This is a genomic window from Methanogenium organophilum, from assembly GCF_026684035.1.
GTDB classification, from domain to species: domain Archaea; phylum Halobacteriota; class Methanomicrobia; order Methanomicrobiales; family Methanomicrobiaceae; genus Methanogenium; species Methanogenium organophilum.
In genome coordinates, this window is record NZ_CP113361.1 from 1,496,382 (window position 1) to 1,509,545 (window position 13,164).

At 55.0% G+C, this 13,164-nt stretch carries 10 protein-coding genes; 2 read left to right on the plus strand and 8 right to left on the minus strand.

Annotated features, from left to right (window positions below):
* Positions 1-51 precede the first annotated feature (51 nt).
* The 5 genes from OU421_RS07465 to dinB form a co-directional block, all read right to left on the minus strand.
* A complete protein-coding gene (locus OU421_RS07465) occupies positions 52-1,269 on the minus strand; it encodes an ABC transporter permease (RefSeq protein WP_268185445.1) in 1,218 nt (405 codons plus the stop codon).
* The gene (locus tag OU421_RS07470; RefSeq protein WP_268185446.1) at positions 1,269-1,937 is read right to left on the minus strand and encodes an ABC transporter ATP-binding protein; all 669 of its coding nucleotides are present in this window, start codon (positions 1,935-1,937) and stop codon (positions 1,269-1,271) included. The genes OU421_RS07465 and OU421_RS07470 overlap by 1 nt, the downstream gene beginning before the upstream one ends.
* Positions 1,937-2,887: a DUF3344 domain-containing protein gene (locus OU421_RS07475; protein ID WP_268185447.1), complete on the minus strand. Its 951-nt coding sequence runs from the start codon at positions 2,885-2,887 to the stop codon at positions 1,937-1,939. The genes OU421_RS07470 and OU421_RS07475 overlap by 1 nt, the downstream gene beginning before the upstream one ends.
* A gap of 16 nt (positions 2,888-2,903) precedes the next feature.
* Positions 2,904-4,703 (minus strand): DUF3344 domain-containing protein, encoded by a 1,800-nt coding sequence (locus OU421_RS07480; protein WP_268185448.1) that lies wholly within the window; start codon positions 4,701-4,703, stop codon positions 2,904-2,906.
* A gap of 196 nt (positions 4,704-4,899) precedes the next feature.
* Positions 4,900-6,003: a DNA polymerase IV gene (dinB, locus tag OU421_RS07485; RefSeq protein WP_268185449.1), complete on the minus strand. Its 1,104-nt coding sequence runs from the start codon at positions 6,001-6,003 to the stop codon at positions 4,900-4,902.
* 201 nt (positions 6,004-6,204) lie between these two features.
* Here dinB and OU421_RS07490 point away from each other — a divergent pair, with 201 nt between their 5' ends.
* On the plus strand, positions 6,205-7,932 hold the full coding sequence (locus tag OU421_RS07490; protein ID WP_268185450.1) for an AAA family ATPase: 1,728 nt from the start codon (positions 6,205-6,207) through the stop codon (positions 7,930-7,932).
* Positions 7,922-8,947, plus strand: a complete 1,026-nt coding sequence (locus tag OU421_RS07495) for a DUF4435 domain-containing protein (protein WP_268185451.1) — start codon at positions 7,922-7,924, stop codon at positions 8,945-8,947. The genes OU421_RS07490 and OU421_RS07495 overlap by 11 nt, the downstream gene beginning before the upstream one ends.
* 11 nt (positions 8,948-8,958) lie before the next feature.
* On the opposite strand, the gene hxlB is transcribed toward OU421_RS07495, so the two are convergent.
* From hxlB to OU421_RS07510, 3 genes are all read right to left on the minus strand, one after another.
* Positions 8,959-9,579 (minus strand): 6-phospho-3-hexuloisomerase, encoded by a 621-nt coding sequence (gene hxlB / locus OU421_RS07500; RefSeq protein ID WP_268185452.1) that lies wholly within the window; start codon positions 9,577-9,579, stop codon positions 8,959-8,961.
* Between the two features lie 79 nt (positions 9,580-9,658).
* Entirely contained in the window at positions 9,659-10,837 is a 1,179-nt protein-coding gene (locus tag OU421_RS07505) for an aminotransferase-like domain-containing protein (protein WP_268185453.1), read from the minus strand.
* A 106-nt stretch (positions 10,838-10,943) separates the two neighbouring features.
* Positions 10,944-13,139, minus strand: coding sequence for an elongation factor EF-2 (locus OU421_RS07510; RefSeq protein ID WP_268185454.1), 2,196 nt, complete (start codon positions 13,137-13,139; stop codon positions 10,944-10,946).
* Positions 13,140-13,164 lie beyond the last annotated feature (25 nt).

Genomic DNA, 13,164 nt, shown 5'->3' on the forward strand with positions numbered 1-13,164 from the left:
ACAAAAAAGTGTATTTCTATTATTGTGTGTGATTGATTTTGGTTTGGTGTATCATAATCCCCGGCGGATGGCGTCCACCGGATTGAGGCGGGCTGCCTTCAGTGCCGGATAGATGCCCGCCAGGAGGGAGAGCGTTACGGCAATGACAAGTCCTCCCGCAAGCAGGGCCGGCGTGACGAGCGTGATGTCGGCATCGGCGAATCCGGAAAATCCGGTGCCCAGCTGCGAAATAATGAAGGATTTACCGAGGGTATTGATCCCCACAGAGAGGAGAATGCCCAGGATATCTCCCGCAATGCCGCCGAGGATGCCGATGTAGAGGCATTCGAGGAGAATAAGGGTGAGCACATGCCGCTGCGACGCCCCCAGTGCCATCGTAATCCCGATCTCGCGCGTACGTTCATAGACCGTCACCATCATCGTGTTGATGATCATCATCGCGCCGATGATCAGCGAGATCCCGGTGAAAAACGAGAGGATGATGATGACCGCGTCCATCAGCCGGTTGACCGCCTCAATTTCTTCAAATGGTCCCTGTGCCTCCAGTCCCAATCCGCGGACATCTTCAGCAACGGCAAACACATGCCCTGGGGTATCCACGCGCAGGTAGATGACATCATATGCCCCGTATCCCTCCCGCCATTCCTCCACACGTGCGGTGTCCGTTACGAGCAGGGTGTCGAACATATCGCCACGGGGACGGAGGGTGCCTGCAACAGGAAAGACCACCTCGGTGTCGACCGGTGCCCCGGATGCGTCATACTCCCGGATGCGGATGGTAAGGTCGTCGCCGACCCGGATACCTTCGTATTTCCGCAATGATTCTGCAATTTCGCTTCCCAGGATTGCGCTGTCGGTCGTCTCATCGTAGCCCGTGCCTTTGCTGAATTCCGGCCCGAACACCGCGGAAAAATCCTCCCACGCAATCCCCGCGGCCCCCACATAAGTCTGATGGGGCGTTGCAAGGTCCGCTGTTATCACCGGTGCCGTCCCGTTCACATGCGCAATGTTCCTGAGGGCGGACGCCTTTGCGGCCGTTAGCGGGATGATCGCTCCGTCGCGCACGTCACCCGTTACGGTAATGAGAGTAAGATCCGACTGTTCGCTGATCATTTCGATGGAATGCGCACGGATTCCCTCCCCCAGGGAGACGATGGCCACGACGGCCGCGACACCCACGGCGATGCCGAGGATCGTGAGGATGAGGCGGGTGCGTCTCCGGAGGATCTGACGGCCGGAGATGCGGGCGAAATCGATGCCCTGCCCCATCAGTCCACCACCCTGCCGTCGTGAATGGTGATCATCCGGTCGGCCCGCTTCCCAAGATCCGCGTCATGCGTGACGATCAGAAAGGTTGTTCCCTCCGTCCGGTTGATCTCGTAGATTAGATCGAGGATGTCGTCGCTCGTACGTGAGTCGAGGTTGCCGGTGGGTTCGTCTGCAAGGACCACCGCGGGCCCGTTGATGAGTGACCGGGCGATGGCAACCCGTTGCTGCTCTCCTCCCGAGAGTTCGCCGGGATAGTGGCTGCCCCGGTGCTCAAGCCCGACACGGGCAAGGAGTGCAGCAGCACTTTCCTGCCGCTCCTTCTCCGGGCGGTAGGAGAAGAGCAGAGGATACTCGACATTCTCCTGTGCGCTCAGGTGGGGAATGAGGTTGAACTGCTGGAATACGAACCCGATTTCGTTGCGCCGCAGGTCGATGAGCCGGGCGGTATCCGTGTAATCCACCGGGATGCCGCGGATGCGAACTTCCCCGGATGTCGGGGCGTCAAGGCAGCCGATAATATTCATAAGTGTACTTTTACCGCTCCCGCTCTTTCCGACGATGGCGGTGCATTCGCCTTTCGGTACCCGGATGGAGACGCCATTCAGTGCCTGCACCCCGCCTCCATAGGTCCGGACAAGCCGGATTGTTTCCAGTATCGTTTCTCCCATCAGTCTGCCGTCCTTTCAATCCATAGAATGCCGTTCGTGAGCAGCAGGTAATCTCCGTTGTCCAGTACGGCGACGGTGTTGTCTTCCGCCTGCAGGTACGGGGTGATATCCCGGACATCTTCTCCTACCTGGTGTACCTCGTCGGAGGAGAATCCGTCCGACCACTCCCATCCGTTATATCCGGGGAAGAGCATGGAGAGAATTCTATCAAAGAATTCGGGCATGGTGCTTTTCGCCGGGCGGTTCACCATGATGGCATTTTTGTCCGGGGTGTTGGCGCTGGTGTACCCCGCTGACGGTGCGACGAGATGCAGGGTGGCGGATGCCGTCGTCCCCTTCTCCACCTCACCGGGGAAGATGATGGTGGCGGTGGCCATCTCCGGCGTAACGCCATAGCTGCTATAGAGCATATCGCACCCTTCGTTCACCCATATTGTACCGCTCGTACCGCTCCCCGCCTCATAGACGCAGAGGATGCCCGCCCCCTGCAGCACCACGGTGGCATTCGCCGGGTGGGTGTTCGTGACGGTGAGTGTCAGGGGATTATCCCCTCCTGTGAGGCCGGTGACGGTGTATGCGTCCATGCCGGAGAAGAAGTCGTTTCTGCTGACAAATCCCTTGGTATCGGTGTAGCGGGTGAGAGAATCGCCCAGGATGTCCGCTCCCGTCAGTGCGGGAGTAAGGTTCGGGTACGTGGCAACCTGCCCGTCTTTGCTCCATGCCCAGTACAGGAAGAGCCGGGTATATACCGGGGCGGCGTCTTTGGGGAGGGTGACGTCCATCTCCGCTGGCCATCTCTCTCCCGGGGCGAGTGTGCCGCTGTACGTGCTGTTTCCGGTAGTATAGATGTAGCCGCCGGTTATGTCCTCATGAAAGACATTCTCCAGCGGGCGGTCACCCGCATAGGTAGCCGTGGCCGGTGCAGTGAGGAGCACGGCCATGAGAATCATTATTGTCAGGTTCCGCCTATGGGAAGGCAAACGAATCCTCCTTGCGGTTGTTTGTATAGGAAGACTCTTTAATAGTCTGGTCTTCGTTGACCATGACAGTCACCTGGTGGGTGCCCGGTGTGGTGAAGAGCGGAATCCAGGTGGTGCGGCTTCCGTGTGCAGGAACGCCTTCATCCAGCAGGCGCACTGCCGCCTTCTCCCCGTCCAGGTATACGGTTATCATGCACTCCTGGACATCGCTCCCCCCGCCGTTGGTGACGGTCACCGGCAGGGTGTATTCGGCAAATGCAGCGGCAGATGCAGGGGTGGCAAGAATCTCTCCTGCAGGGATCATGAGGAGACAGGCAATACAGAGGACGACGGCAATCGTGTTTTTGGTCCTGCCCCTGAGAAGGGCGGCCCCTGCACATCCGATTCCCAGGAGGGCAGACAGCAGAGGGGCGGGGGACGTGGTCGCTTCCGGCGCCGTCCCGGAAGCATCTGCCCGCACCGGTTGTGCTGCCTGCACCGAGAGGTCGGGGAGGGTGCCGATGGTGAGCGTCTTCACCGGGGATGTGACAACAGATCCGCCTCCCTCCACGGTGGCCGAGAGGGCATAGGTTCCGGAGGACGCAGTCCAGGAGACCGATGCCTCGCCGATCCCGTCCGGCCCGATTGCTATCTCTTCTTCTCCGACGGGCGTACCGTCAAGGAGCACGGTGACCTGCACCGGGTCTGCAGAGAAGAACCCATAGTTTCTGACGGTTACCCGTGCCATGGCCTCTTCCCCGTCATAGGCATTCTCTGCAACCGGCTCTTCTGCGACAAAGACCGGCCCCCCGGCCGTACCGTCCCGCTCCGCCGTGAGGATGGCACAGACCGGATGAATGTAGTCCTCCGCCTCGATTACGTCACCGGTGGTATCCATGGCACCGTCTCCGGTGAGGTCCCGTCCCCGCTCGAAGGTCACGGTGTTTGTTGTACCGAATGCGCCTGTGACATCGAATACCTCGCAGTCTACATAGCGTGATGGTGTGCCGTCGCCGCCGGTCGCGTCGAAGGAGATCTCGTTGCTGACGTCATACGGGGACGGACCGTCACCGCCGGATGACAGCGGGCTGCCCAGGTCTGCTCCGTTGAAGGAGATATAGTCCGGCTGCCCCTCGTTGGATGCGAGCATCAGGGTGGTCAGGGATGCCTCCGTTACGCCGCCGGTGCGGGCGTCGGTGAACGAACAGGAGGCACTGTCCTTCCGGGTCGGGTTCGTTCCGGCCCACCCTTCGCCGTGCAGGTTCTCATTCCCCTCGGCAACCCAGTACTGCGTGACATGGCCGTCCACCGTCGGAACCGCGGCCACCACCATGACGGCATATACCCGTCCGTCGAGGGAATTCCCTTCTTCTCCCCTGCTGGTCGTCACCCGGACGGTATTCTTCCCGGAATGGAGGAGATCGCTCGCGTCGGTGGCGATGAAATAGGTGCCGTGACTGGAGGAATAGACATTCTCCTGGATATCATCTTCGCCGTACAGGGTGAATTTGGTCTGTTTGATATTGTTTATCGTGATCGCTGTCCACCCGGAGTACTGCTCCGTTCCGCCCCAGACGGCGGTGTACACCCGGGCCCACGTGGGGTCCGCGGGGAGGGTGAAGGTCACATCGACGGGTGGTTCGGAGAGCCCGTAGGTGCCGAAGGTCAGAATGTCGCCTTCCACTTCTCCCTGTGCGGTCACGGTGAGCGGAATTCCTTCAAACGTATAGAGTGCGGATACCGCTGGTATGGTGCAGGCAAGGCATCCGATGATGAGAAGAACGAACATTGTCCGGGAAGGCTGCATACGTATAGTTGAATTTTTCATCAATATTAGGATTTTTATCATCGGTTATTGTACTAACCCCCAAAGATGGACATACCATATTCATACTGGCATATTTGTATGAATTATTGTCCGGAATTGGATTGAATGGGGCGTTGTCGTTAGAATGGAGATATTGTCGTAATTTTCCACTGATATGTGGGATTGTCCCTGGCATTCAGATCCGGTTGGAACCACCGGAGAACATATCCAGTGTCATCTGCCCGGAACACGTGCGCTCAAGTCCGGAGACCGACACCCCGATTAGGCGGACCGGTGTCTTGGTGAGAAACGGAAGAAGAAGTGATTCTGCTGTATGGAGAATGGCATCCTCGCAATTGGTTGCATGAGCAAATGAGAACGCCTTCGTCCGGGTGGTAAAACCCCGGTAGCGGATTTTCACCGTGACGGTGCGGCACCGTCCTCCCTCCTTACGAAGGCGTCTGCAGACCTCTGCAGAGAGTATGGCAAGATTCCTGCAGAGTAGTTCCCTGTCTGTCACATCCTCAGGAAAGGTGTATTCCTTCCCGATGGATTTGCGCTCTCCCCTGCCGGAGACAGGAGTATTGTCGATACCATTTGCTTTCGCATGCATGACACCCCCCCATTTCCCGAGAACGTCTTTGAGGCGGAGGGGGTCTGCTTTTGCAAGTTCTCCTGCTGTGGCGATGCCCAGGGATGCAAGTCGTTCTTCCGCTTTTTTTCCTATACCGGGGATCTTTCTCACCGGAAGAGGTGCAAGGAATGCTGCGGCATCATCCGGGTGGACGATGGTCATCCCGTCCGGTTTGTTGAAATCGGATGCAATCTTTGCGATGGTCTTATTCGGGCCGATGCCAACCGAACAGGTGATCCCCTGTCGCTCTTTGACAAGATGGCGGATCTCTGTTCCGATCTCTTCGGCAGCGGCATATGTGCCGCATGATGAGATGTCACAGTAGGCCTCATCGACACTCACCTGAGCAAAGGCATCCGCAAAAGGTCTGATGGCATCCATGATGTCCCCGGAGACTTCCCGGTAGAGGTCATGGCTGACCGGCAGGTAGACCGCCTCCGGGCACCGGACGTATGCCTCACTGATGGGCATCGCACTCCGGATGCCGTAGCGACGCGCTTCATATGAACAGGTGCAGACCACGCCACGCCCCGTCCCCCCTTTTGGGTCGGCACCGACGACGACCGGCAGACCTTTGAGAGCAGGATTTTCCCGGACTTCCACGGACGCAAAGAAACTGTCCATGTCCACATGGAGGATAATTCGTCGGGTCTCTGTTCTGCGCATATCTGTTTTCCTCTCCCCGGGTGCTGGTATAGGTGTTTTCATAACGGGGTATTTGAACTATTGCGGTGCGGTGTGAAAATAAAACACGTGGGAGAAAGGAGGTGGTGCCGGTTGATGGGAAAAACGGTTTTGAGTTTGGTCTGTTTTTCTCCACTCTCAGGCACAGCATAATATCTCCTCAGGTCAAATATCGGGGTACCTATGTCACTCAAGACCCTCCTCGTAACACCTGCAGGAAAGGAGAAAGTCTGGGATGTACCCGGCAGAAATCCCCCTGATGCCGTACGGGCGCGTGATGCCTTTACCGGTCGGTTTGCCCGCCGGTGTGCACAGTACGCCCGTACCCACTATCCAAAGGACTGGGCGATTCTCTCACCGAACTTTGGCTATCTCATGCCGGATGATGAAGTTCGCAATTATCATAATGATGAATTTGGGGAATACAGCCTTGAATTTGATACCATCAGGGAAAACGCCGAGTATGATGGTCTTCTGGGATATGATTCCGTAATATTCCTTGGTAACCGTGAGGATTATGGTGGATATATCGATGCGGTCAGGCAGACATTTACCGGCAGCTGGGTAGAGGTGCCTCTGGAACATACGCCGTCAGGCGGTGAGATGCTGGGCCATATTGTCGATTCTCTCACACGGGGGACACCCTTACGCAGCAATATTATTCATCTCTCACGAATACGTGTCGAAGGCCTCTTTGGTGAACTGACCCACGATATCTCTTTATTCCCAAAAGATTCTCTCTCGATAATCACAGCGCCGAATGGGTATGGGAAGACGACTATCCTTCGGATACTCCGTGCTATCTTCATGGGCAATGTCGATGAACTCAGGATTCTGCCCTTTGGGTCAGTCGAACTTGAATTTATCCGGGATGACTGCACGATTCCTGATATCCATGACACCCTTCATGTTGAAAAACAACAACGTTCACAGTTTCCGTTGAGAATAGACATATCGTTCACCTATACACAGGGTGTGGACGGAAAAGGACGGCACTTTGTGCTCAGGGATGGTGACTACGACAGCGAGACGGTATCTGCAGAACTTGCAGGAATAATCCCCCCTGTGCCGGTGAAATATATCTCTGCTCAGCGTCTCTGGCATGATCCAAACCATAGGAAAGGTATATGTGGTGATTTACTGGCCAGTTATGATCGCAACCACGAGGGTGCATATGAACTTACCATTCTTGCGTATACGGATGATATCATACGGCGTATTCAGGCACTTCTCGCAGATTATGCCTCAATTGCGCAGGAACTTGATGCCACCTACCCCGCCCGATATCTGCAGGCACTGGGGGACGGCGAGTTAATTCCTTCGGCAGCAGAGATTGAGACCGATCTTCTCTCTCTACAGAAAGAGCGGGAATCATTTGAGACACTCGGGTTTCTGCCATATACCCGGCTTGATGACGGGGATGTGATGATCACGCCCGGAAGAATTCCGGATGATCCTGGTATAAAAACAGCAATATATTTGTATATCGCAGATTCCCGCGAAAAATACCAGATATTCGGAGGGTTAAAACAAAAGATTGACCTGTTAGAGGAGATCATCAACACGCTCTTTTTAAATATCGACTTCACGGTTGACATCGAGAGTGGGTTCCTCCTGAAGTTCATGGGGCGCGACCCGGTCCCTCCGGAAGCGCTCTCTTCCGGTGAACAAAATCAGCTGGTCATGTATTACGACCTTATATTCAAGACTGACCCCGGCACGCTGGTGCTTATTGATGAACCGGAGATCTCTCTGCATGTGGTATGGCAGCGGCAGTTTCTGGACACCATCCTGGGTATCATAGGCATCACTGGTTCGGATTTCATCCTTGCCACTCATTCGCCGCAGCTGATTCATACGCACTGGGACAATACCGTAGACCTATCAGGGAACTATCCGGATGAAGGGTAAAAACCGCCGGTTCGCCGGTTATCGTCTTGAAGATATCTGGGCTGACCCCGAAGAGATCCGGGGCTCGATTGAGACGATGGAGATGACGTATCCCGGAATGGGAGGGAAGGTATTTGTGATAACCGAAGGGCCCTATGATCTGGAGGTGTATGACCGGTGCTTTAACAGTGATGCCTGTATTCTGCGGATTGCAAACTCAAAGGAGAATGTCTGCGAGGTTGTAAAAGGGGTCTGTATGGGTGATACACAGCCCGTTGCAGACGAAACGGGAGATGATGGAGGCGGGGGAGAACGACGTATCATTGGTATCATAGACAGCGATTATTCTCTCTTCGACCGTTCATCGGAGGTGAGAGAGAACATCTTTCGGACGGACACCCATGATCTGGAAACGATGCTCGTTGCATCCGGTGCGCTTGAGAACGTTATTGAACACATTGAGACAGTCGCATTGCCGCAGACCTTTGCCCAAAAGGCCTATGGATCACTGCGCCAGGGAGACCTCCGGGCGGCACTGACACGGGCAGCCCGCTATCTGGGACTTGCGGTCTTTGTGAATAACGAGGCCGGTCTCAATATCACGTTTAAGCATATCAACTGCAAGAAACGCGATACCTTTTCCCGGTTTGTCAATGCTGAAACGCTTGAATGTGATATTGAAGCGATGAAACAGGTGATTCTTGAGAAAAATGCAGACCGGGGAGAAGAATTCATAGACATTTTTGAGGGTCTGGTACGTAATTCCGGAGGGTATTACTTTGAGTATCCGTGGCATATCTGCCGCGGTCATGACCTGATCTGTGTCCTTCTGCGCGATATCAACATGCGCTATTCGCTGCGCGATGGTGAGCAGATCAAAGGCCGTGATCTGGAACGCCTTCTGAGGCGACATTATCAGGCGGTGTACTTTGCAGATACAGACCTCTGCCGGCAGATCCGTCACTGGGAAGAAGAGATCTTTGGCAACGAGGTGTCCCGTATTTTTTCCCCTCAGATTTATCGTGCGTTGCTGTGAAAAAATGGATATTACTGGATATTTGAGTAGTTTTCCTCAACCTCATTCTTCGCGGTGTGACGCAGATCCATAAGTTCCAGTATGACAGCATCTGAGAAGATCATCGCCGCAGTCTCGAAGAGTGAACCTGTGGGAGCCTTTGGGTTGTATGCTGCACCGGACCGGTGTTCGCCGGTTATCTGCCGGATGGCGAAGTCAGAGGAGAGTCCTTTGTCATCATACTGTCGGCTGTCAAGAACCACGGTCAGGTCTGCTGTCTTTGCCATGGACGACTCCCCGCGTGATGTGACAAGGGCCAGAGTGCCGCCAACTGCCTTGGCGGTTTTACAGATGTCAGTGATGGAATGGGTCTCGCCCGACCCGGAGAAGGTTACAAGCAGGTCACCCTTCTCCATTGCAGGAGTTATTGTCTCACCAACCACATAGCTCTCCATCCCAAGATGCATCAGCCGCATGGCAAATGCCTTGGCAATAAGTCCTGAGCGTCCGGCTCCCGCAACATAGATTCGGTCGGAGGTCAGAAGTGCCTGCATAAACCGCTGTCCTTCCCTGTCAGACACTGTGTCTGCGATTGAACCCGCAGCAGTGGCGATCATTCGCATCAATTCCTGAATACTGTAGCACGTGGCCATGTTCCTATAAAAATATGAGGCAGAGTAGATGAAATATTCTTTGTATGATAACTCCTGTTGTAAAAATTAATGCAGGGTTTTATCTGTTGCTGTTACGGTATGCACGTGCCAGACGGGTCATTCCCACTCTGATTTCTTCTTCCGTAGCAGTGGAGAAATTCAGGCGGAATGTAGTGTGACCGCCGCCTTCCGCATAAAACGGCACACCCGGGAGCACTGCCACCTTCTCAGCAAGACAGGCATGGAAAAGGGCCATCGAGTCCTTTCCTTCCGGCATGGTGGCAAGCATGAACATACCGCCCTCCGGTGTTGTGTGGGTGATGTCCGTCAGGAGGTCATCTAAGAGATCGCACATCTGCCGGCAGTTTGTTTCATAGACCCGCCGCACCTGTCTGAGATGGCCATCATAGTCATGGGTGGTGAGGTAGCGATGCATTACTGCCTGTGAAAGTGCATTCGGGTGGAGGTCCGCTGCCTGTCGGACGGCATCGAATCTTTCAATGACGGGGCCCGGCGCATAGACCCAGCCGATACGCATCCCCGGTGAGACAGTCTTGGAAAATGATCCGCTCATCACCCCACATTCCGGGGCGTACTTCTTTACCGGCATCCGGGGGCGCCCGTCAAACGCAAGTTCACCGAAGGCATCGTCTTCGTAGAAGATGGTCTCTGTTTCCTGGCATATTTCCGCGCATGTTCTCCGGGCGGCATCGCTGTATGCGGTCCCGGACGGGTTCTGGAAGTTTGGTATGCCATAGAAGAAAACGGGTTTTTCTTCCCTGCAGAGGGTGGAAAAAGCCTTCATATCAGGACTCTCTTCGGTGACCTGCACTGTCTTTATGCGGGGCTGGTAGTAACTAAAGGCCTCAATTGCCCCAAGATAGCCGGGTTGTTCCATCCCGACCACGGTGGAGGGGTCAACAAATATCTTTGCAATCAGATCCAGACACTGCTGGGAGCCGTTTGTGATACGTATCTCACCTGCGGTGGCGGGAAGCCCCAGGCGTGAACGGTAACGTCCGGCGATATATTCCCGCAGGGGGAGGTAGCCGTCGGTGGTCGTATACTGGAGGGCCGCCTCCCCTTCATCTGCAAAGACGGCCGCTGCGGCATCGCGGATGCCTGCCACATCTATGAGGGAGGTCATCGGGAGGCCTCCTGCAAAGGAGATGATTTCCGGGTCCCGTGATACCGCAAAGAGCCGGTCAAGGAATGACTCCGGTGCAGCGTCAAGCCTGCGTGCAAACTGATAGTTCATAGATATCTCTCTATACATTCTTGGCGGGAGATATCAAAATCAATACGATCCTCGCCGATGGAAACAGATCCATTCCGATGTTACGGGGTACTATCAGAAAAAAAGATTATGCGAGGTAGTCTGCAGGTTCAGGAATCTGCTCTTTAAGGCCTTTGCGCTTCCTGATCTCCTTTACTACTTCCTTGAGCATGCCAGCGGGCACAGTCTCGAATCCGGCGAATTCTGTAGACCACATAGCACGTCCTTCTGTTGCGGATCGTACGTCGCCTGCGAACCCGAAGAGTTCGGCGACCGGTGCCTTTCCGACAACAGTGATCGTGTCACCCTCGGACTTCATGTCAAAGACCTGACCACGACGTCCCTGGATCTGTGCGGTTGCTGCGCCCATGTGGTCCTGTGGGACGGTGATCTGGATGATCTGCATGGGCTCGAGGAGTGAATCGCCGGCCATCAGAAGACCGCCTTTCACTGCACCACGAACAGCAGGGATGACCTGTGCCGGGCCACGGTGGATGGCGTCCTCGTGGAGCTTGACATCCACAAGGCGGATCTTCACGTTCTGGACCTGCTCATCTGCAAGAGGGCCGCCTGCAAGAGCTTCGCGCCATCCTTCGAGGACGAGTTCCATGGTCTCGTTCAGGTACTGGATACCCTTGGTCATGTCGAAGAACATGTTGGTTGCTTCAATTGCGACAAGGCTCTTTGCCTCGTCCTTGTCAAAGCCTGCCTCAAGCAGTGCGTCACGGCGTTCCAGTGCCGGGAGATTCATGGAGATATCTCCGTCTTTGATCTTCTGTACGACATCGTCGGGCAGAGGTTCAAATTCAAGATAGAACCGGTTGTGGCGGTTTGGTGACTTTCCTTCGACAGGACCTGCGGTGCTGGTGATCGTCTCACGGTATACCACAATTGGCGGGGTTGTCACAATCTCAACACCCTTGTCACGGTGGATACGGTGGGTGATGATCTCAAGGTGCAGTTCTCCCATACCGGAAATCAGGTGTTCTCCGGTCTCCTCGTTGATGTTCACGAGAACGGTCGGGTCTTCCTTTCCGACCTGGCGAAGCACGGTCACAAGCTTTGGGAGGTCCTTCATGTTCTTTGCTTCAACAGCAACGGTCATGACAGGCTCTGAGTAGTGCTTGAGATCCTCAAAGGTCTGCATCTCCATCATGGTTGAGACGGTGGAACCGACAATTGCGTCTTTGAGGCCGGTGACAGCGGCGATATTTCCGGCATTGAGTGATTCGACCTCAATTCGCTCTGCACCCATGAAGATACCTACCTGGGTGAGGCGGTTGACACGCTTTGCGGTACCCATGACATACAACTCGGATCCGCGTCTCAGGGTGCCGGAGAAGAGACGTCCGGTTGCGACTTCACCTGCGTGCGGGTCAAAGGAGATGTCTGTTACCATCAGGCAGGCAGGACCCTCAGGGTCACAGTTGAGCATTGACTGACCTTCTGTGGTTGACTGGTCTCCGTGCTGCCAGATGATCGGCACACGACGCTTCTGGGCATCGAGTGGGTCAGGCAGATGGTTTACCACCATATCAAGAACGACCTGACACAGTGGGCTTGACTTCGCGAGTGTCTTCATATCTCCTGCCTTACAGCAGTCGTATACGTCTTTGAATGAGACACCGCTTTTCTTCATGTACGGGATGGAGATTGCCCAGTTGTAGAGAGCGGAACCAAATGCGACAGTACCCTCTGCTGCATCGAGTTTCCAGCCATTCTTGTAGGCCTCTTCGTTCATGCCCTTGATGAGCTTGTTGACTTTGTCGATGACTTTTCCGAGACGGATCTGCATCTCCATTTCGTCAACCTGCAATTCGTTTATAAGGCGGTCTACTTTGTTGACAAAGAGAACAGGTCTGACACCTTCTTTCAGGGCCTGGCGCAGGACAGTCTCTGTCTGGGGCATCGTGCCCTCAACAGCGTCCACAAGCACTACGGCGCCGTCAACCGCACGCATTGCACGGGTGACGTCACCGCCGAAGTCAACGTGGCCTGGGGTATCAATCATGTTGATGAGGAATTCCTCTCCACCATACTCGTGGACCATCGAGACGTTTGAGGAATCGATGGTGATACCGCGTGCCTGCTCCTCCTCATCGGAGTCCATCCAGCATGCTTTTCCGGCAATCTCTTCGCTGATCATTCCTGCCCCGGCAAGGAGATTGTCGGAGAGAGTTGTTTTACCGTGGTCAATGTGTGCGACAATACCGATGTTGCGGATATGCTCCGGCTGGCTCATCAGTGTTGTGACCCGCTCGACCATTTTTCGCCTTCGCGTCATAATGATTCTCTAAAATAGTATTGGG

Coding starts and splice junctions, on each gene's coding strand:
- OU421_RS07465 (WP_268185445.1), bottom strand. CDS start 1,269: ATGGGGCAGGGCATCGATTTCGCCCGCATCTCCGGCCGTCAGATCCTC.
- OU421_RS07470 (WP_268185446.1), bottom strand. CDS start 1,937: ATGGGAGAAACGATACTGGAAACAATCCGGCTTGTCCGGACCTATGGA.
- OU421_RS07475 (WP_268185447.1), bottom strand. CDS start 2,887: ATGATTCTCATGGCCGTGCTCCTCACTGCACCGGCCACGGCTACCTAT.
- OU421_RS07480 (WP_268185448.1), bottom strand. CDS start 4,703: ATGCAGCCTTCCCGGACAATGTTCGTTCTTCTCATCATCGGATGCCTT.
- dinB (WP_268185449.1), bottom strand. CDS start 6,003: ATGCGCAGAACAGAGACCCGACGAATTATCCTCCATGTGGACATGGAC.
- OU421_RS07490 (WP_268185450.1), top strand. CDS start 6,205: ATGTCACTCAAGACCCTCCTCGTAACACCTGCAGGAAAGGAGAAAGTC.
- OU421_RS07495 (WP_268185451.1), top strand. CDS start 7,922: ATGAAGGGTAAAAACCGCCGGTTCGCCGGTTATCGTCTTGAAGATATC.
- hxlB (WP_268185452.1), bottom strand. CDS start 9,579: ATGGCCACGTGCTACAGTATTCAGGAATTGATGCGAATGATCGCCACT.
- OU421_RS07505 (WP_268185453.1), bottom strand. CDS start 10,837: ATGAACTATCAGTTTGCACGCAGGCTTGACGCTGCACCGGAGTCATTC.
- OU421_RS07510 (WP_268185454.1), bottom strand. CDS start 13,139: ATGACGCGAAGGCGAAAAATGGTCGAGCGGGTCACAACACTGATGAGC.